This window comes from Gallaecimonas kandeliae (genome assembly GCF_030450055.1).
Classification (GTDB): domain Bacteria; phylum Pseudomonadota; class Gammaproteobacteria; order Enterobacterales; family Gallaecimonadaceae; genus Gallaecimonas; species Gallaecimonas kandeliae.
In genome coordinates this window covers 1,204,636-1,224,236 of sequence record NZ_CP118480.1, presented here as the reverse complement: position 1 = coordinate 1,224,236, position 19,601 = coordinate 1,204,636, and the positions used below count along the sequence as shown (strand labels likewise).

Annotated in this window: 20 protein-coding genes; 2 read left to right on the top strand and 18 right to left on the bottom strand. The window is 56.1% G+C overall.

The window, feature by feature from the left end:
• Positions 1 to 4: 4 nt before the first annotated feature.
• The 9 genes from PVT67_RS05980 to rfaH all read right to left on the bottom strand — a co-directional run bounded on the left by PVT67_RS05980 (position 5) and on the right by rfaH (position 9,898).
• Positions 5 to 760 (bottom strand): acyltransferase, encoded by a 756-nt coding sequence (locus PVT67_RS05980; protein WP_301498853.1) that lies wholly within the window; start codon positions 758 to 760, stop codon positions 5 to 7.
• A 15-nt stretch (positions 761 to 775) separates the two neighbouring features.
• Positions 776 to 1,618, bottom strand: a complete 843-nt coding sequence (locus tag PVT67_RS05975; RefSeq protein ID WP_301498851.1) for a 3-hydroxyacyl-CoA dehydrogenase family protein — start codon at positions 1,616 to 1,618, stop codon at positions 776 to 778.
• Complete coding sequence (locus PVT67_RS05970) at positions 1,611 to 2,015, bottom strand: sugar 3,4-ketoisomerase (protein WP_301498850.1); 405 nt, start codon at positions 2,013 to 2,015, stop codon at positions 1,611 to 1,613. The genes PVT67_RS05975 and PVT67_RS05970 overlap by 8 nt, the downstream gene beginning before the upstream one ends.
• Entirely contained in the window at positions 2,012 to 2,884 is an 873-nt protein-coding gene (gene rfbA / locus PVT67_RS05965; protein WP_301498848.1) for a glucose-1-phosphate thymidylyltransferase RfbA, read from the bottom strand. Before rfbA ends, PVT67_RS05970 begins: the two co-directional genes overlap by 4 nt.
• The gene (rfbB, locus tag PVT67_RS05960; RefSeq protein ID WP_301498846.1) at positions 2,881 to 3,942 is read right to left on the bottom strand and encodes a dTDP-glucose 4,6-dehydratase; all 1,062 of its coding nucleotides are present in this window, start codon (positions 3,940 to 3,942) and stop codon (positions 2,881 to 2,883) included. The genes rfbA and rfbB overlap by 4 nt, the downstream gene beginning before the upstream one ends.
• A gap of 17 nt (positions 3,943 to 3,959) precedes the next feature.
• Entirely contained in the window at positions 3,960 to 4,949 is a 990-nt protein-coding gene (locus PVT67_RS05955) for an exopolysaccharide biosynthesis polyprenyl glycosylphosphotransferase (protein ID WP_336407812.1), read from the bottom strand.
• Between the two features lie 3 nt (positions 4,950 to 4,952).
• Complete coding sequence (locus PVT67_RS05950; RefSeq protein ID WP_336407811.1) at positions 4,953 to 5,927, bottom strand: Wzz/FepE/Etk N-terminal domain-containing protein; 975 nt, start codon at positions 5,925 to 5,927, stop codon at positions 4,953 to 4,955.
• 85 nt (positions 5,928 to 6,012) lie between these two features.
• Complete coding sequence (locus tag PVT67_RS05945; protein WP_301498844.1) at positions 6,013 to 8,766, bottom strand: SLBB domain-containing protein; 2,754 nt, start codon at positions 8,764 to 8,766, stop codon at positions 6,013 to 6,015.
• A gap of 634 nt (positions 8,767 to 9,400) precedes the next feature.
• Complete coding sequence (rfaH, locus tag PVT67_RS05940) at positions 9,401 to 9,898, bottom strand: transcription/translation regulatory transformer protein RfaH (RefSeq protein WP_301498842.1); 498 nt, start codon at positions 9,896 to 9,898, stop codon at positions 9,401 to 9,403.
• A 249-nt stretch (positions 9,899 to 10,147) separates the two neighbouring features.
• Between rfaH and PVT67_RS05935 the strand changes: the two genes are divergently transcribed.
• Entirely contained in the window at positions 10,148 to 11,632 is a 1,485-nt protein-coding gene (locus tag PVT67_RS05935; RefSeq protein WP_301498840.1) for a peptide MFS transporter, read from the top strand.
• Positions 11,633 to 11,763: 131 nt separating this feature from the next.
• The gene (locus PVT67_RS05930; RefSeq protein WP_301498838.1) at positions 11,764 to 11,997 is read left to right on the top strand and encodes a hypothetical protein; all 234 of its coding nucleotides are present in this window, start codon (positions 11,764 to 11,766) and stop codon (positions 11,995 to 11,997) included.
• A 15-nt stretch (positions 11,998 to 12,012) separates the two neighbouring features.
• Here PVT67_RS05930 and PVT67_RS05925 read toward each other — a convergent pair whose 3' ends face one another.
• From PVT67_RS05925 to PVT67_RS05885, 9 genes are all read right to left on the bottom strand, one after another.
• On the bottom strand, positions 12,013 to 13,137 hold the full coding sequence (locus tag PVT67_RS05925) for a response regulator (RefSeq protein ID WP_301498836.1): 1,125 nt from the start codon (positions 13,135 to 13,137) through the stop codon (positions 12,013 to 12,015).
• Between the two features lie 160 nt (positions 13,138 to 13,297).
• Positions 13,298 to 14,053 carry an MlaA family lipoprotein gene (locus PVT67_RS05920; RefSeq protein WP_301498834.1) on the bottom strand — a complete coding sequence of 252 codons (756 nt, stop codon included), beginning with the start codon at positions 14,051 to 14,053 and terminating at the stop codon, positions 13,298 to 13,300.
• The gene (ccmI, locus tag PVT67_RS05915) at positions 14,054 to 15,274 is read right to left on the bottom strand and encodes a c-type cytochrome biogenesis protein CcmI (RefSeq protein WP_301498832.1); all 1,221 of its coding nucleotides are present in this window, start codon (positions 15,272 to 15,274) and stop codon (positions 14,054 to 14,056) included. It lies immediately after the preceding gene.
• Positions 15,271 to 15,735: a cytochrome c-type biogenesis protein gene (locus PVT67_RS05910; RefSeq protein WP_301498830.1), complete on the bottom strand. Its 465-nt coding sequence runs from the start codon at positions 15,733 to 15,735 to the stop codon at positions 15,271 to 15,273. Before PVT67_RS05910 ends, ccmI begins: the two co-directional genes overlap by 4 nt.
• On the bottom strand, positions 15,732 to 16,262 hold the full coding sequence (locus PVT67_RS05905; protein ID WP_301498828.1) for a DsbE family thiol:disulfide interchange protein: 531 nt from the start codon (positions 16,260 to 16,262) through the stop codon (positions 15,732 to 15,734). Before PVT67_RS05905 ends, PVT67_RS05910 begins: the two co-directional genes overlap by 4 nt.
• Positions 16,259 to 18,211: a heme lyase CcmF/NrfE family subunit gene (locus tag PVT67_RS05900; protein ID WP_301499654.1), complete on the bottom strand. Its 1,953-nt coding sequence runs from the start codon at positions 18,209 to 18,211 to the stop codon at positions 16,259 to 16,261. Before PVT67_RS05900 ends, PVT67_RS05905 begins: the two co-directional genes overlap by 4 nt.
• Positions 18,201 to 18,662, bottom strand: coding sequence for a cytochrome c maturation protein CcmE (ccmE, locus tag PVT67_RS05895; protein ID WP_301498826.1), 462 nt, complete (start codon positions 18,660 to 18,662; stop codon positions 18,201 to 18,203). Before ccmE ends, PVT67_RS05900 begins: the two co-directional genes overlap by 11 nt.
• Entirely contained in the window at positions 18,646 to 18,864 is a 219-nt protein-coding gene (gene ccmD, locus PVT67_RS05890) for a heme exporter protein CcmD (RefSeq protein ID WP_301498824.1), read from the bottom strand. Before ccmD ends, ccmE begins: the two co-directional genes overlap by 17 nt.
• Positions 18,854 to 19,597, bottom strand: a complete 744-nt coding sequence (locus PVT67_RS05885) for a heme ABC transporter permease (protein ID WP_301498822.1) — start codon at positions 19,595 to 19,597, stop codon at positions 18,854 to 18,856. The genes ccmD and PVT67_RS05885 overlap by 11 nt, the downstream gene beginning before the upstream one ends.
• Positions 19,598 to 19,601 lie beyond the last annotated feature (4 nt).

Sequence of the window (19,601 nt, the reverse complement as noted above, 5' to 3'; positions counted from 1 at the left end):
ATTGTTATAGGGATTCACTGAACTCTGAAATCCACTTTTCAACTTCAGCCTCAGGATATCCTCGGTGAAAATGTCTGCGCCAAGGATATGCACTGCCTCCAGTTCCATCTTTAAGTTTTATCTTGTCAATTGAGCAAATATGCTTCGCTGGATTTCCCACAACGACAGACCCGGATTCAACATCTCTACCAACGACGCTACCAGCACCAACTAGTGTATCTGAGCAAACCTTTACTCCAGGGAGAATAACTGACATCGTGGCAATTACGGCAAAGTCCTGTATCTCGCATCCTAAGAGTGTATGGCTAGGAGGATGAGGGTCGTTCGTTAGCACTACGTATGGAAATATCCATACATAATTGCCTATCTTAGACAGATTACCGATATGAACATTACTGTGACACTTGACATAGTCCCCAATCTCACAATGCCCTTGGATATCACCTAATGTCCCAATCTGAAACCCTTTGCCCACCGTTGTTCTTTCTCTAATCGTAACACGGTGTCCCGTAACAAGTCCGTCACCAAAAGAGGATGAGCTATAAAGAACGCTATGACTCCGTATCAGCGATTTTTCTCCAATAACAAGAGGGGTATCATCACAAAATTTATTGACGACACCTAGCTCGCAGTAAGATTCTATCTTCGAACCTTTCCCAACTACAACATTGTCATGAATTATGCTGAAGGCTCCGATTGAAACATCATCACCTATAATTGCCTTGTCACTAACTAAAGCTGTTGGATGAATATCTTTCATACCATGATCCTATTGTTAGTAATTATAAAAGCCATGGCCAGTCTTACGCCCAAGTCTATTCGCTGATACCATTTTTCTGAGTAAGTAGGATGCGCGATATTTAGTGTCACGGGTGGTATTATAAAGAGCATCCATTATGGAAAGGCAAACATCATTTCCAATCAAATCAGCGAGGGCGAGAGGTCCTAGCGGATGATGGGCCCCTAGTGTCATAGCTGAATCAATTTCATCAACGGCTGCAACTTTATTTTCTAAAAGTATAACCGCCTCGTTAATCATAGGAATCAAAAGTCGATTAACAATGAATCCAGGGCTATCTTCTACTTTTACTGATTTTTTACCCAAGAACTCACCCAGCCCGACTACTTTTAAATATGTATCTTCATCAGTTAACATTGAAGGAATTACTTCAATAAGCTCCATGCTGGATACTGGATTAAAAAAATGCAGGCCGATAAACCGGCTAGGATGTGGGTAAGACGACGAAAGATCGGTAACAGAGAGGCTAGAGGTATTTGTAGCCCAAATAGTTTTCTCATCGACAAAGCTGGAAAAATTTTCAATAAGACTTTTCTTATCAGCAAGACTTTCTTTTATAGCTTCAAAAACCAAATCGAAGGTCGTATCATTGGGCAAAGATGATACAATTCTTATATTATCTAAGTACATATTCAGATCATTAGATAAGCCAAGTTTTCGAATCAGTCTAAGGATGCTTTTCTGTAAACCAGAAGCCACATGGTCATGATTACTTTCTTTTCTGACTAGTAGCGTTACTTTTATTCCATGCACAGCCATTAGAGCCGACACTCCGCTCCCCATAGTGCCGCCACCGATAATCAATACGTTGTTAAACATTCTCACACTCTCTCAAGAATACTTGATAGTCCCGAATATAGTCACCTTCATCATAATGCTCGCTTGCAAGCACTAGTAAAACACAATCATCGCTGAAATCATGCATCTCACGCCATTGCATATTTTCTATCAGGATTCCTTTCGAAGGTGAGTCCAGCCAGCACTCTTCCCTACTCTTACCGTTGTCCAAAATCATGCGACATTTTCCGCTGACGCAAACGGCAACTTGCTCCAACGCTTTATGGGCATGGAATCCCCTGACCATCCCTTCACATGTTCCAAATATATAATACACCCGCTTAATATCGAACGGAATTGACAGTCCACTCTCTATTGCAACAAGTCCGCCACGACTGTCACTCAATTCAGGCAAGTCAATGAGTTTTATAATGCTCATACTTTTCTTTCCAAAAGGTCGAGAAGGTACACTCCGTATCCATTTTTTTTCAAACTATTTCCAACATTACGGATTTCTTCCCGGCTTAACCAACCATTGTGAAAAGCAATCTCCTCCAAGCAGGCAATTTTATATCCTTGTCGCTTCTCAATGGTTTCTACAAAATGAGCTGCCTCTAATAGACTTTCATGAGTGCCAGTATCCAGCCAGGCAAAGCCACGACCTAGTAGCTCAACATTAAGTTTTCCTGCCTCTAGATAGGCTTGATTAATGCTGGTGATCTCCAATTCTCCCCTAGTAGAGGGGGTTATCTGCTTGGCCAATTCGACTACTTTGTTATCGTAAAAATAGAGGCCGGTGACAGCATAATGTGATCTTGGGCAATCAGGTTTTTCTTCAATAGAAACCGCGCGGAAGTTTTCATCAAACTCCACCACACCGAAACGCTCAGGATCTTTTACCTGATAACCGAATACAGTAGCACCATCTAAGCGCTGCGCAACTTGGCGAAGTTTTGGTGTAAATCCCTGGCCGTAGAAAATGTTATCACCCAGCACCAAGCAAACACTGCTGTCGCCAATAAAGTCTTCACCAATAATAAAGGCTTGCGCCAGACCATCTGGGCTAGGCTGCTCTGCATAGCTAAGTTCGATGCCGAACTGGCTGCCATCGCCTAAGAGGCGTTTAAAGGCGTCGGCATCTTCCGGGGTAGTGATAATCAGGACCTCACGTATACCGGCCAGCATCAGGACTGACAGGGGGTAGTAGATCATCGGTTTATCGTAAATGGGCAACAATTGTTTGGAGACGCCTCGAGTAATGGGGTAAAGGCGTGTGCCGGAACCACCGGCCAATATAATTCCTTTCACTGCACGACTCCCAATCGTTCTCGCCGATAGGAGCCATCCTGTACTCGCCGGCACCACTCGGAATTATTGAGATACCAAAGCACTGTTGCACGAATGCCACTTTCGAAAGTCTCTTGTGGCACCCAGTCCAGTTCACGTTGGATCTTACTGGCATCAATGGCATAGCGCTGATCGTGGCCTGGACGGTCTTTAACGAAGGTTATTAAGTCTTCAAAGCGCCCCACTCCATCCGGCTTGGGGGCCTGCTCCTCCAACAGCGAGCAAATCATCTTCACAACCTCGATATTCTGCTTTTCGTTATGTCCACCGATATTGTAGGTCTCCCCCACTTGGCCTTGTGTGACGACTTGATAGAGTGCCCGCGCGTGATCTTCAACAAAAAGCCAGTCACGGACTTGATCACCCTTGCCATAGACAGGTAAGGGCTTTCCTTCCAAGGCGTTGAGGATCATCAGCGGAATGAGCTTTTCCGGGAAGTGGTAGGGCCCGTAATTATTTGAGCAATTGGTTACCAATGTCGGCAGCCCGTAAGTGCGCTGCCAGGCCCGCACCAGATGATCAGAGCTAGCTTTACTTGCAGAGTACGGCGAACTGGGGGTATAGGGTGTTTGTTCGGTGAATAGATCCTCGGTGCCGTGCAGATCACCATAAACTTCGTCGGTGCTGATGTGATGAAAGCGGAAGGCCTGCTTGCGTGCCTCTGGCAGCCCTTGCCAATACTGCCTCGCAACCTCGAGCAGTGTGTAGGTACCCACAATATTGGTTTCGATAAAAGCCGCGGGGCCGTCAATGGAGCGGTCAACATGACTTTCTGCAGCCAGATGCATGACCGCATCAGGTTGATGTTCGTTAAACACACGCTCCAATTCAGTACGGTCACATATGTCAACTTTTTCAAACTGATAACGTGAGTTCCCGCTCACTTCAGCCAAATTTTCGATATTGCCAGCGTAGGTCAATTTATCGACATTAACAACGCAATCATTAGTATTGCTAATAATGTAACGGATAACGGCAGAACCAATGAAGCCTGCACCGCCAGTGATAAGTAGTTTCATGCTATTCATTGTTAGTATTAACGACCCATACCAAAAATTACAACCTTCACCGTCATCAGGATGACCTTCAGATCCAGCAGAGTACGATGATGTTTGATGTAATGGATATCAAAGCGGTGTTTCCACTTAGCATCCTCTATAGAAGCCCCGTAAGGATATTTGACTTGGGCAAGTCCCGTGATGCCTGGTTTAACAGCGTGACGGAAACGATAGTAAGGAATATGCTTTTCCAACTCCTGAATAAAAACATCCCTCTCTGGACGAGGACCGACGATTGACATTTCACCTCTGAAAACATTGATCAGCTGAGGCAGCTCATCTATTCTCGTCTTCCGAATAAAACGGCCAACTCTAGTGACACGGTCATCATTCTCTCTTGCCCAAGCAGCACCATCCTTTTCTGCGTCTGTGCGCATTGAACGGAACTTGACAACATAATATTCTTTGTTGAATTGACCGACCCTTTTTTGCCGGTAAATAACAGGCCCCTTAGATTCCAGCTTAATAGCCAAGGCCGTCAACAGCATGATTGGCAGCGCGAAAAGACCGATAGCGGTTGCCATCAGAAGATCCATGATGCGTTTTCTCATAGCCTGCATCTTGTCTGACAAAATTGAAAATGCACGTTGATGCAGGAAATAGCCAGAGTGAAGAAGTTCGATACTTGTATAACCTAAACGACAGTCAAGATAACTTACCAAAGGTTCCACCCAAGCCCCGATCTCCGTTGCCAATACAAGAAACTCACGCTGATTTTCTGGCAACTCTGAACTCTTATAGTGACAAATGACCTTACCTTTTACGCTCTCAATATTGAGTTCATTGAAGATGAAGTTAATATCCAGCTCTCTAACAGAGGCTCTTACTGACTCGACTTCTTCTTCAGGGCAAAAGACATAAATCTCCTTCATCTCATAAGCTTGTTTTTTTGTCAAAGCAGCTGCCCGTGCGGTGGAAAGCATTTGCTCAATGGAAAATTCATCGGAGCTTCTCAGATAAACATTCATAGTTTATTCCTTCCGCATAAAATATCTGATAAGTGCCGAGGCAACGCCTAACATGCCTCCCAGCATAATCCCAAGTATGCAAATAAGGGCACGCTTAGGTTTGTCCTTTTCTTCGGGCACTATCGCAGGGTCGACCGTTTTAAAAACGTATTCATCGCGGACCTCAGCAAACATCAAGGTCTTGGTTTGCTCTTCCACCAATTGATAGAGCATGGATTTGAGGTCGGCCAAGTTGGTCTTGTTTATCTGGTTTTCCAGATACCTGATGCTTTTCTTAGCCTCCGCCATATCTCGCTGGCGCATTACTTCGTTGAGATCCTGTACTAGCCAGGCGGTCCATTGTTGTGCAAGTTCAGGGGAATAGAAGCTAGTAGCGATAGTCACCATTCCAGACTCCTTGTCCTGGCTAGTGACTAGTACATCCTTGACAAACTTCTTGTAAGCCTCCTGGGCCGACGGCTTGGATTTAAAAGGCAGCTTGGCCTTTCTTACCCACTCTTGAGCCTGGGCATCATAGATATCGCCATCCAGCTTCAGTTGATCACTGCTCCTGTCCCAGCCCTTGGCTGCCATGAGTGGCACCAGCAGCTGGTGCCTATCGATAAAATGGCCGATAAAGTCCCTGGATTTCAGCACCTGCAACGCCAGTGCGGTCTTATCGGTAGTGGAGCCACCCAAGTTGATGCCGGCCAGGGAAGCCAGGCCGCCAAACTGGCTGGCAAGACCTGCCAGTCCACCTTTTTGATCGCTGTCAGCAGGAGCCACCAAAGCTTCTGACTTATAGACATTAGGCAGGTAAAGGGCGATGGCCACAGACCCCAGGGCAAAGATGAATGTAACGATGAGCACCATCCACTTGCCGGCCCAGATGGCGGCGAAAAGCTCGCGAAGATCAATTTCATCGTCCCGTGCCGGCAGATAACCAGGATGCGGTACGCCCTGCTGCGCGGGAAAGTCAGCGTCTTTCATTTGATTCATTTTCAACCTTATGAGCTGAGAGCTTCGGGAGTTTGGGAGCTCAAAGCTGTTAGCTTGCCCGGCAGCCTATGCTGCCAGGCTTCTATTACAGGGTCGCGATAGCAGCCAGGGCCACAGCGCTCTGATAAATGATCTGGGTCACGTTGCTCCACAATGACAGGCTGTTCATGTACTCGGTATCCAAAGGCACGACGACGGTATCACCGGGGCGCAGGCTGTCGTTGTTTGCGCTGAACCAGCTGGTGCCATGGGGGATCATCACAGAGCCGTCGGCGCGGATCACGTAGACGTGGTCGTCGTCCGCCCGCTTGCGGAAGCCGCCAGACAAGTTCAGGTAGTCATCCACCGTCATGTCAGCCTTGAAGCGATGACTGGCTGCATGTTGTACCTCACCCACTACGCTGATGGTGTCGGTCTTGCGAGGCACATAGAGGATATCCCCGTCTTCCACCTGCATATCGGCATTGGCGTCACCGGCCAAGATATCAGGAAGGTCGATAACCAGGCGGCCAAGGGGTTGCACCTTCTGCAGCTCACCTATCATGGCCATGGCGTCTTGGTAGCCCACCTGGGCACGCTCGGCGGACAAGGCGCGGGTTGCCACATCAGTACGCAGCTGCTCGATAAGCTTGTCCACCTGCATCTTCTCCCGCTGCTGGACCTGCTTACGGGTAAAGACGGCGCCATCGACAAAGGCATACTGGGTAACGCCGCCCGCACGCAGCAGCACGTCTTCCAACGTCTCTCCCCTGTGCACAGTGTAGCGGCCGGGGAATTTCACCTCGCCACGCACCTCCACGACCCTGTCCACCTGCCAGTCGGGAGTGGCGAATACGTTGAGGTGATCACGACTGACCAGAGCCAGGTTGTCGGCTCCACCCTTGATGGCGGTTTCCAGGTCTATGGCCTGATGTTCGACGCTGATGCCGTTGACGTTCTTGTTGCTGCCCATGGCCCGGGTCAACTCGGCACGGCCTACATAGGCAGATACCTTCAGGCCGCCAGCGGCTGTGACCAAGCTCCTGACATTCCCACCGACGACAAGGGGGTAATCCCCGGGCACCTTCACATCACCACTGATACTGACCAGCTTCAGATCAGAGCCGTTGCGGGCTTGGACCCTCAGCTTGCTCAATATAGGGTAAAGCAGTTCCTGACGGCTTAGTTCAGGGGTCAACGCCATCAGCTTGGGCTCAACATAGATACGGGCTAACAACTTGCTGACTTCATGGCCCAGGGTGTTGACTTGCTCTTCTTTACTTAGACTATCAGCCTGCTCGGATGCAGTGTCTTCTATGGCGTAACCAGCTACCGAAGTCGCTTTGATGTCTTCAGGTTTTTGTTCCAGGTATTCAAACCCTCTGGCCACGAGATCATCCGTCAACCAGCGCTGGGAAGCAGGCTTGCTAAGTACCGGCTCTAATTCCTTTGCCACCAGCTTGTTGAGCTTTTTCCTGTCCAGGCTGCTGTCGTCGTAATTGAATACCACCACCACATCGTGGGGTGAGAGAGTCAGGTCCTGGTCACCGCCAGGTTCAGTGACCGCCTGGCCAAGGGCGAACTGGTGTACTTCGATATCCCCAAGCTCGTTAACTTCCCGCACCACCAGGGCGTAATCGAGGTCGGCGGAGATCTTGAGATCGGCCCAAAGGCTACCCACCAAGTCATGCACATGCATGCCCTGGTGCCAGGCATACTTGCCAGGGCGAACGACGGCGCCCGCCAGCACCACGGCATTGGCATAACGGTCTGAGGTGACCCCTACCCGCAGCACATCTCCAGCCTTGATAGCTTGTTGGAGAACCTTGGCCTGGGTCAGGTCGACGTTCTGGATGTCACGCAGGTTCTGGTCGTTGATCCGCTCCAGGACCGAGGCCTTGGGATAGGCACCGGAGCGGGCACCACCGGCCATGGCCAAGAGATCTTTCAGGGTATCGCCTTTGTTGATTTCGTAAAGGGCTGGACGGCGCACTTCACCTTTTGCCTCCACCAGGCCGGAGTAAGGAGGGATGAAGACGACGTCACCGGATTGCAGGCGGATATCGTCAGAAGCGTCACCGCGCAGTAGCAGATCGTAAAGGTCGAACTGGGCGACCGTCTTGCCGGCACGCTTGACGGCGATGTGACGCAAACTGCCGATGTCGCTGACACCACCCGCCACGAAAAGCGCCTGAGTGACGGTTGCCAAGGCCGGTAGCGCATAGGAACCGGGATTCTTGGCTTCACCGGCAACGAAGACACTGATGGTGCGCAGGCTGTTGAGGTTGACAGCGGCGCTGACCCCAATCATCTGGGTTTTGACGCGCTCTTCTATCACCGCCTTGGCCTTGGCAAAGGTCATGCCGGCAAGGTTCAAGGGTCCCAGGTCCGGAAAGTTGATGGTGCCGTCCCTCTCCACCTTCAGGCTGAGCTGCTGGCTTTCCTTACCGTAGAGTTGGACGTTGATGATGTCGTTTACGCCCACCACGTAGTCGTCGGGCACGGGGGCATTGTCCACCGGAGCGAAGGTGCTGACGTCAGCGTCGAAAAGGTTCAACCCGAAGCGCTTGGGCTTGGCCTCGTCATCATGGCTGCCCCTGTCATCCTTGGCCTGCTTGGCGCTGTCCTGCTGCTCGGAGGGGCGCTGCTGCAAAGGCACTGCCTGAGGCTCCACGCTCTGGCTCTGCCCCTGGCTTAGCCCCAACTGCGAAGGATCGATGCCATATTGCTTCATCAGCTGTTCCTGCTGGGCGCGGGGCATGGCCTTGAACTGCTCTATCATCGCCGGTGAGATAGCAATGGCCGAAGCGGTACCACACATCAGCAGGCCGATGAGCGCAAACCAGAATTTCCTCAACACACAATGCTCCGTTTTATCATTTGGCAAAGGTCCACGGCAGATTTCCTCCCGAGCGGCGCCCAGGACAAAACCGTCATGAGCACAACAAGAAAAAATCATTTAAAAACAAGAAGATAAACACAAGCAAGCCATTACATTCAGGCACGCTACCGCCCCTGGGTTGCAGCTCCCACAGTGCTGGTATTGGGCATATTGTCTTGGGCTTCCTTAGCTGTGCTCAAGCGACAAAGCAAAAAGCACAAAGTGCGACCAATGGTCCATCGGTCACACTTTGTGCTTCTCATGTAGCAATAACAAATTTTCCACCATTTCCTTACATTGCCCTACTCAGTTTATCCCGCACTCCCTCGACCTCCGGGGGAATCTTGAAAGGCCTAGCTGCATGGCCTCTCCAGGGTGTCAAAAAATTGTCACCAATAACGCTTCTGGATGGCAGCTAGATTAACAAGCTTTGGGATGCTTTTATACAAAAAGCCCAGCCAAAACGGCTGATACAAGCCCGCCATCACAGGCCTCGTCACATACAATCCGTTAACAAAATTCAGATTGTTGCCGCCCCCATTGCCGGTCATAGATGTGCCGGCACAGAATCGCCAAATAAAAGCCAAAGGCGGGCCAAGGGGCAAGCCTTCTCTCACAATCGTTCAATGTCCTTTAAGGAGATGGAGATGGAAGAGTGATGACTGAGAAGTTCGACCATGACCTTGGCTCGCTCTTCACCATCCTCCATCTGATAGACGGCGCTCAAGCCCTTGAATGGACCGTTCAGCAAGCGGATCTTCTGGCCAGCCTTGAAGCCAGAGTCCAAGGCTCCCTGGCTTTCCAGGCGTTCTTCGTTGAGGACCAGGGTCTTGATGAGTTTGCCAGGGACCCGCACCGGGCTTTCGCCACAGCGCACGAAACCATGGACGCCCCGGGTGGAGCGGACCTTGTAGTAATCGCCAGCTGTGGGATCGATATGCACAAAGAGGTAATTGGGGAAAAGCACCCGCTCGGCGGTCTGACGCCGGCCGCGCTGGATGTCGGTAGCCAAAATCCTGGGGAGATAGGTCTCGAATCCCTGATTCATGAGGTTCGCTTTTGCCCGCATTTCCTGCTTTGCACGGCAATACACCAGATACCAACCCAACACTGAACTTCTCCGGACAAATCCTATGTCACAATAGACGAGTAGTTTACTCCCGCTATGTCAACTTTCAATAACGCCAAAGCCTGTTTGCCTAGTTCCTCGCCATCAGTAGAAATGCCCACGCCATGCCGCCCTGCTGCCCGCCATGACTCACAACTCGGCGCGCCGCAGGTTGTGTTTTGCAGGGGGCATGGGTATAAGTGGCCGTCGACCAAAACAATAACTGAACCATCGAAGGACGGGAGTTCATTCATGAGCCAAAACATCCCACAGGGGACCATGCTGGGCCACCCCAAGGGCCTATTCCTGCTCTTTACCACAGAGATGTGGGAGCGCATGAGCTACTACGGTATGCGCGGCATCTTCGTGCTGTACCTGACCACTGTCGCTACCGCGGCCGCCATGGGCTGGGATATGTCCTATTTCGGCATAGACCCCAAAATGCCGGGCGCTGAGGAAGCCTACCAGAATGCGCTGAGCTCCAATGCCCTTTCATACCTGGGCACCTATGCCTTCCTGGTTTACGTCACTCCGGTCTTTGGCGGCTGGTTTGCCGACAACGTCGCCGGCCAACGCAAATCCATCATCCTTGGCGGTGTCATCATGGCCCTCGGCCAGTTTGCCCTGGGTACTCCTCACAGCCTCATCCCTGGCATGGAGCATGAGTTCCTGATGCTGGGCCTGGCGCTGCTGATCATCGGCAACGGCTTCTTCAAGCCCAACATCTCCACCATGGTCGGTGACCTTTACAAGGAAGGGGATCATCGCCGCGACGGTGCCTTCACCATCTTCTACATGGGTATCAACCTGGGCTCTATCCTGGGCTACTTTGTGGTCGGTTCCATCGGTGAAAAGATCGACTACCAGTACGGCTTTATCACAGCCGGTATTGGCCTGCTTATCGGTGTCGTCCTGCAACTGGCCCTTTCCAACAAGTACCTGGGCAGCATCGGCACCGTGCCCTCAGCGAAGATGTCTTCCGGCAACGATGCCGTGACTGCCAACAAGAAGCCCCTGACCCATGAGGAGCGTGACCGTATCAAGGTGATACTGATCATGAGCTTCTTCACCATCATCTTCTGGGCCGGCTTCGAGCAAGCCGCAGGCTCCATGAACCTCTTCGCCAAGTACAAGACCGATCTGGTGTTCTTCGGCTGGGAGATGCCCGCCAGTTGGCTGCAGTCTGTGAACCCCCTGTTCATCCTGATACTGGCCCCTATCTTCGCCAGCACCTGGATCCGCATGGGTGAAAAGGAGCCCGACTCCCCCCGCAAGTTTGCCTTGGGCATGTTGTTCCTGGGGCTGGGCTTTATCAGCATGGTCGGCGCCGCCCTGCAGATCGGCGACAGCGAAACGGCCAAGGCCCATGTGATCTGGCTGGTCATGGCCTACATCTTCCACACCATGGGTGAGCTGTGCCTGTCCCCCATCGGCCTGTCCATGGTTTCCAAGCTGGCTCCCCTCAAGTACACCTCGCTGCTGATGGGGATGTGGTTCTTCTTCTCCGGCGTGGGCAACTATGCCGCCGCAGAGATAGGTAAGCTGGTTGGCGAAGCCGGCCCTCTGGGGACCTTCGCAGGCGTGGCCATCATGGCCTTCGTCGCCGGTTTCTGCCTGTGGCTGTTGGCCGACAGGCTGATCGACTGGATGCACGGCGCCGAGTCCAAGGCCCACAACGTGGAAGCAGAGATCGCCGTCACCGCTGACCACGAAGCCATGCGCAAGTCCCACGACTAAAAGGGACCTGCAAAAAAGCCCCGCCTGGCGGGGCTTTTTTATCGCCGCTCTTTTGACTCCACTTCCCCAGCCTCTATGCTTATCAAAGTCTTATGAATCCCTTCCGCCTCAGTACCAAGCCAGGAATACGGATGTCCCGCACCCCTGCCAGGCTCAGCCTCTACGACAGTGAACAATGCCTCTATGTGCTGGTATTGCCGCCCTGCTTCAGTGCCTTGGAGATGGCGCGCCTGGCTAGCCAGGAATTGAAGGCAACACCACAGGCCAGCCACGCTGAACTGCGGGACAGGTACGGTAACGGCTATCGCATAGGGAAAAAGGGCTCGAGCCTGGCTTGGTTGCTACTCTACCTGCGGCTGCTCTAAAGCCAGCCAAGGGACTCAGCTGGCCTGGGCCGTCCGCTGGTAGAAAAGCCCCATCAACAAGAGGTCATCGTCCCTGCCCCCTTCTTCTGGCAGAGAGAGCTGTTCCGACAGGCTGAGGTCGGGAGACAGGGGCCAGCGCCATTCCACGGCCCTGTTGGCCAACAGCAGCTGCCCCTGGGCGACAAAATCCAGGGTTTCAGTCTGGTAGCGGCTCCATTCAAACATGCCGAGCGGCGCCTGGCCCCCTTTGAGGGCGATGCCCGACAGCAACGCCACCGGCTGATAGCCGGCGTTGGCGTAATGCAACTGGTGCTTTTCCCTGTCCACCAGGAAATAGGTGGCCCTGACCGGCTGCTCCAGCTGGCTTTTCAACAATTCGTTGTTCAGGTATTCGAGGAAAGGGCCAGGGTTCAGCAGTACCGAGGGTTCGCCACTGCGATATTGTTTGAGAGGCTGGTTGAACAGGCTTTTCAGCAGCACCGACAGGAAGGCGCTGTTGGAGGATACGTGGGTGAAACGGCCCACCAATACCGCCAGGTAGCGATCATCCAGGGCAACATAGTCGATGAACTGGTCGGCGATCTCGGTGGCACTGAACAGCTGATAGCGCAGGGTCAGTTCGTGCCAGCGGAAGCAGCCCTGGGGCATCATCTGCAACTGGATCTCCCTGCCCGCCAGCTTGCTCTCTTCCAGCATCCGCAGGTTCAGCTCCAGCTCGACATGGGCCGCCTCCAGCTCTTCCGTCAGCCGCTGGTTTTCCCGCATCAGGCGGCGGCGCTCCAAGGCCGACTCCACCGCGTACTCGACCATGGCCAACTCGTTGATGGGCTTGAGCAAGACGTCGCTGGCCCCAAGGCGCAGCGCCTTGGTCACGTCCTCCATGTTGGCCGTGCCGGAGATCAGCACCACGGGCAAATCAAGGTAAGCGTCGCGGACCTGCTCCAACAGGGCAAGGCCGGAGCCATCCCCCAGTTGCAGATCGCAGAGCACCAGATCGATGTCCTCCTGGGCCAGCACCGCCATGGCCGACTCCAGGCCGGTCACATCCACCACGTCGAAATCGAGGCGACGCAGGAAAGCCACCAGCAGGCGCAGGAACACCGGCTCATCGTCCACGACCAGAATGCGTTCTCTTGCCATCCATCAAAAGGGCGCTTACGCGCCCCTTTCCCTTAAAGACTGCTTATCTCAACCCTTGTCCAGATACCGGCCACTGTCAATGTGGCCAGCCCCAAGAGCCTTTCAACTGCCGAAAAGATAGGCTGTACCGCCATAAAAAAAGGCGCCGCAGCGCCTCTTTTCATTCCACCTCGTCCAGGTAGGAGTCGATGTCGATGTTCTCCTCTTCCTGCTTCATGGGCTGGTCGAAGGTCTTGTAGTAGCTGTCCTGGAAATAAGCTTCACGGATGAAGGCGTAAGGATCGACGCTCTGATGGATGATCCCTTCCTGCGGAATGAGCCTGGCCCGTTGGTCTATGCCCAAGATGCCCCAGCGGATGGCTTTCTCGGTGAAGTTGAGGGCGGCGAGCGGCGGATAGAGGAAGTCCACGACATCCCCGACCTTGTCCCTGGGAGTGGTGGGACCCAGCACCGGCAACATCACGTAGGGGCCTTCGGCCACCCCGTAGTAGCCAAGGACCTGGCCAAACTGGGTCTCATGCCTGTCGATACCGGCGATGGTGGCCACATCGATAAAGCCCAGCAGGCCGAAGGTGCTGTTGAGGAGGAAGCGCCCAAAGGTCTTGCCGGAACGGGCAAACTCGAGGCGCAGCAGCTGGTTGACGGCGCTGCCAGGTTCACCGAGGTTGTCGGCAAAGTTCAAGAGCCCTTTCTGCACCAGGGTCGGGACATGCTGGGTGTAGGCCACTGTGACGGGGCGGGCGACATTGGGATCCAGGATATCCCAGTTGAAGTGCCACATGGCCCTGTTGAAGCTTTCGATGGGGTCACGCTCGGAAGCGGGCTTGACCACGGGCGGCTTGGCGTCGGGGAGAACCTGGGGCCTGGCGGCACAACCGGCCAGCAGGACCAGGGAAAAACTGATTAACCACCTCATTCAGGGGATCCTTGTATCGATGATGAGATTGACGTGCTGCTGCGAGGCCTCGACAGGCCCCGCTTCGCCACTGAGATCGCCAGACTGGCTCTTGCCCACCATGCCGCTCTGGCTGATCCGGGCACCTATCTGGTACTGATCGGCATCCCCCAGGCTGCGCCCCGGGATCATGGAGGTGGCATCAGACAACTCCACTTCCGTCGGCAGCCTGGACAGCGGCAGCCGCACGGCCGCCAGCGGCGGCCCGCCTTGGGGGCCTCGGGCAAAAACGAAAAGGCTGGCATCCTTGGGCAATTGTCCGGCCAGCGCCGGGGCCAGAGCGACCTTCACCAGCAGGTGCCGGCCCTTGCCCTTGAGCTTGGCCCGGGCATCTTGGATGCGCTGGTCCAACAGGGCCTTGCGGGGGTCGCCTTCCGGCAATTGCCCCTTCAGCTGCTGCCAGAGGGTCGCGGCCTGATCATAATCCTGATGTTCAAAGGCCACCAGCCCCGAAAGCAGCATGGCGTCCTGGTTGCCGGGCTCCTTGGCCAGCAGGCGGCCAAGCACCTCGCCGGCCTGGCTGATGCCCGCCTCGCCGCCATCCGCCAGCAGGGACTGGGCCAGCCCCAATAAGGCGCCGCTGTTGTCTGGATCCATGGCCAGGGCGCGGCGATAGGCATCCTGAGAGAGGCTGGCCTCCTCAAGGGCAAAACCCACCTTCCCCAGGAAAACCCAGGCGTTCTTGTCGTCCCGGCTCAACAGGCGGGTACGGATCCCAAGGGCGAGATCCTGCATCTCGTCGCGGCTGAGTTCCTGCCCCGCCTTGGGTTTCAGGACCCGCTCGGCAAGGCTCGGTAAGCCCGCCATTACCTGCTGCCAGTGGGCAAGCTTGGGCTCGGCCCCCAGTAGCCGGTAAAGCCCGAGAGTTCCCAACACCAGCACCAAGAGCCCGGGTAGCAGCAGCTTCCAGCCGGCGGTATTTCCCCTGCCCTGCGGCTGCTCGGTATCGTCCAGCAGGCTGCGCTTGAGTTCGCTGTCCAGCTCGTCGAAGCGGCCGGCGTCCACCAGACCCTGCTCCCGCTCCCCTTTAAGCTCGTCCAGGCGATGGCGATAGAGTTCGAGATTGAGCTGCCGCTGGGTCATCCCTTTGGAATGGCGCTTTACCCGGACCAGGCTCGGCAGCAGCACCAAGGCCGCCGCCAGGGCCAGCAAGGCCGCCATGCCCAGGTAAAGGCCTGTCATGGACGGGGCTCCTTTTCATCCAGCAGCCGCCGCAGGCGCTTCTTTTCTTCCTCACTCAGGGCCACGGCCGGGTCCCGGCTGGCCCGCACGAAGATGAAGATGAGGCCGCCGACCAGCACCATGACAGGGGCCAGCCAGAGGATGATGGTGTCCATGCGCACCGGCGGCTGGTAGTGGATGAAATCCCCGTAACGGGCCTTCATGTAGCGGATGATCTCCTGGCGGCTCTTGCCGGCCTGGGTCATCTCGTAGACCTTCTCCCGCAGATCCTTGGCCAGCTCGGCGTCAGAGTCGGCAATGTCCTGGTTCTGGCATTTGGGGCAACGCAGCTCCTTGATGAGCTGGTTGAACTGGGCCTCTTTTGCCGGATCGTCAAAGGTGTAGGCATCCACCGCACAATGGGCGGTCATGGACAGGAAGGCGGCTGGCAACAGCAGGATAAACAGCAGCTTTCGGATCATGGCTTCAGTCCGTTGTAGAGTGGCTTCAAGGTCTCGTTCCAGACCCGCTCGTTGACGTCACCGACGTGGCGGTAGCGGATGATGCCCTGCCCGTCGATAAGGAAAGTCTCAGGGGCGCCGTAGACGCCCAAATCCAGGCCCAGCATACCGTCTGGGTCGAAAAGGGTCACGGCATAGGGATTGCCCAGCTTGCTGAGCCAGGCCATGGCCTTGTCCCGCTCGTCCTTGTAGTTGAGGCCGACGATACGCACCCCCTCACGGGCCAGGCTGTTCAGGTACTGGTGCTCGGCATAGCAGGTGGGGCACCAGGTGGCCCAGACGTTGAGCAGCACCGGCTTGCCGTCGGCCAACAGGGCGGCGTCATAATGCTTGGCCGGCTCGAAGAGATCGACCATGGTAAAAGCCGGCACCGGCTTTCCCACCAGCACCGAATCCAGGGTGCGGGGGTCGGAAAAAAGGCCGCGCAGCAAGAAGGAGGCCAGGGCCAGGAACAATGCCAGGGGCACCAGCAACCACCACTTTTTCATGCCACCGCCTCCCGCAGCTTCTTGAATCGATAACGCCTGTCGGTCACCACCAAGAGGCCGGCAAAGGCCATGATGATACCGCCCCCCCAGATCCAGCGCACAAAGGGTTTGACGTGCAGCCGCACCGCCCAGCTGCCATCCTTGAGCTGCTCGCCGAGGGCGACATAGAGGTCACGCCCGAGACCTGGATCTATGCCCGCCTCCGTCATCACCGAGCCGGCCACCGAATAGAAACGTTTCTGGGCATCCAGCTGTGCCTCCACCTTGCCGTTGTGGCTGACCGAGAAGTGGGCGCCGTAGCCCTGGTAGTTGGGGCCTGTGACAGGGCCGATATTGTCGAAATGAAAGCCATAGCCGGCCAGCTCGTAGGTCTCCCCCGGCTTGAGCCTGACATCCTTTTCCACCGAATAGCTGGTGGTCAGCGCTATGCCGATAACGGTCACCGCCAGCCCCAGATGGCCGAGGATCATGGCCCAGTGGCTGCGGCTCAGCAACAGCAGCCCCTGGAAGAAGCCGTGGCGGTTACCCACCCGCAGCTGCACCTCCAGTACGCTGGTGATGAGGATGAAGGCCGCCAAGGCCAGGCCCAGCATGGCGTAGCCTTGGGCCTTGTCCGCCAGCAGCAGTGGCAGGCTGACACCCAGCACCAGGCTGAGGGCAAAGGCCAGGCTCAAGCGTTTCAAGAGGGCCGCTGCAGGCTCCCGCTTCCACCTGGCCAGGGGACCTGCCCCCATGGCGAAGGCGAAGGGCACGAAGAGCCAGGTGAAGAGGCTGTTGAAGAAGGGGGCGCCCACCGAGATGGCGCCCAGACCCAGCTCCCGGTGCACCAGCGGCATCAGGGTGCCCAGCACCACCACCAGGCAGGCGGTGGTCAAGAAGACGTTATTGCCCAGCAGCAAGGTCTCGCGGCTCAAAAGTTCGAAGCTGCCCTGGCTCTTCACCCGGCCGGCCCGCAAGGCATAAAGGCCCAGGCTGCCGCCGATGACCAGCACCAGGAAGGCCAGGATGAAGAGGCCGCGAGCCGGATCCGAGGCGAAGGCATGGACAGACACCAGGACACCGGAGCGCACCAGGAAGGTACCCAGCAGGCTGAGGGAAAAGGCCGCAATGGCCAGCAGCACTGTCCAGGCCTTGAAGACGCCGCGCTTCTCGCTCACCGCCAGGGAGTGCATCAAGGCGGTACCGGCCAGCCAGGGCATGAAGGAGGCGTTTTCCACCGGATCCCAGAACCACCAGCCACCCCAACCGAGCTCGTAGTAGGCCCACCAGGAGCCGAGGGTGATGCCGATGGTCAGGAACAGCCAGGCCGCCGCCGTCCAGGGCCTTGACCAGCGGGCCCAGGCCGTATCCAGCTTGCCGGAGAGCAGCGCCGCTATGGCAAAGGCGAAGGCCACCGAGAAGCCCACATAGCCCATGTAGAGCATGGGCGGATGCACCACCAGGCCAGGGTCCTGCAGCAGCGGATTGAGGTCGGCGCCGTCCACCGGGTAATAGGGCAAGCCCAGCTCGAAAGGATTGGAGGTGAAGAGGATGAAGGCCAGGAAGCCGGCCCCTATCATGCCCATCACCGCCAGCACCCTGGCCACTGCCGGTTGCGGCAGGGCCCGGGAAAAGAGCGCCACGGCCGCGCCCCAGCCGGTCAGGATCAACACCCAGAGCAGCAAGGAGCCTTCATGGGCCCCCCAGGTGGCGCTGATACGGTAAGGCAGGGGCAGCTTACTGTTGGAGTGGGCCGCCACATAGACCAGGCTGAAATCGTTGACCACGAAGGCATGGACCAGGGCCCCGAAGCTGAGGGCCACGAACAGCAGCTGGCCGAAGGCCAGGGGCCTGGCCAGGGCCATCAGCCGCTCATCACCCCTGTGGGCGCCCCAGAGGGGATAGAAGGAAGCCTGCAGCGCCAGGAAGAAGGCGACGATAAGGGCGAAATGCCCCAGCTCAGGAACCATTGACGCCTCGCTCATGCTGGGCCTTGGCGGCACCCGCCACTTCGGGCGGCATGTATTTCTCGTCGTGCTTGGCCAGCACTTCGGATGCCTGGACAGTGCCGTCGGCCTGGAGGCGGCCCTGGGCCACTATGCCCTGCCCCTCCCGGAAGAGATCCGGCAATATCCCCACATAGCTGACCCTGACCCGCTCGCCGCTGTTGTCGGTAAGATCGAAGCTCACCGCCAGGCTTTTGGCGTCACGCGTCACAGTGCCGGGCACCACCAGGCCGCCGATACGCAGCCGCTGGCCGGCCTGGGGTAACACGCCATCCTTGCCGTGGTGCATCTCCACCGGGGTGTAGAAGAGATCGATGTTCTGGCCAAGGGCGTAGAGCACCAGGCCGACAGTGGCGCTGAGCCCCAGCCCTATGGCCAGCACTATCGCCAGCCTGGCCTTACGACGCGGGTTCATCGATGACCTCCTCCATGCTGCGCTGGGCCCGGCGCCTTGCCCTGGCTTCGCGCTTGTCCAGGCTCTGCCAGAAGGATTTTTCGGCCCGCCACAGGTACCAGACCAGACCCAACAGGCTCAGCAAAGAGACACCGTAGGCCAGCCAAACGTAGACACCGTGGCCGCCCATGGCCAGGAAAGCGTGCCAATCCTTAAAGTACATGCCTGGCCTCCAGCATCTTGATGACCCAGGGCCGCCGCGACTCCTGGGCCAGGAGCAGGGTGGCCATGCGCTTGAGGGACAATGCCCCCAGCAGCAGGGCAAAGCCGGCCAGGTTGACCAGCAGCGGCCAGATCATGCTGGGATCTATGGTCGGGTCCAGGCGGCTGATGGTAGAGCCCTGGTGCAGGGTGTTCCACCACTGCACCGAGTAATGGATGATGGGCAGGTTGACTACCCCCACCAGGGCCAGCAGGCCGGCGGCGCGGCCGGCGGTGCGCTTGTCGCTGATGGCGCCATAGAGGGCCATCACCCCCAGGTAGAGGAACAAGAGGATCAACTGGGACGTCAGGCGTGCGTCCCATTCCCACCAGGTACCCCAGGTGGGTTTGCCCCAGACGGCGCCGGTGAAGAGCGACAGGAAGGTGAAGACGGCCCCCACAGGCGCTACCGCCTGTATGGCCAGCTCGGCCAGGCGCTGTTGCCAGACCAGCCCCACCAGGGCCGCTATGGCCATGGCCAGGTAGCCCCCCATGCCCAGCATGGCGGTGGGCACATGGAGGTAGATGATGCGAAAGCTGTCCCCCTGCTGGTAATCGGGGGGGACGAAGGCAAGGCCCCAAACCGACCCCAGCACCAGCAGCGCCAGGGCCGGCCACAACAGCCAGGGCTGCAGGCGCCGGCAGAGCCCGTAGGCCTTTTCCGGCTTGGCGTAAGGGTGTAACCAGCTCCACATGCTC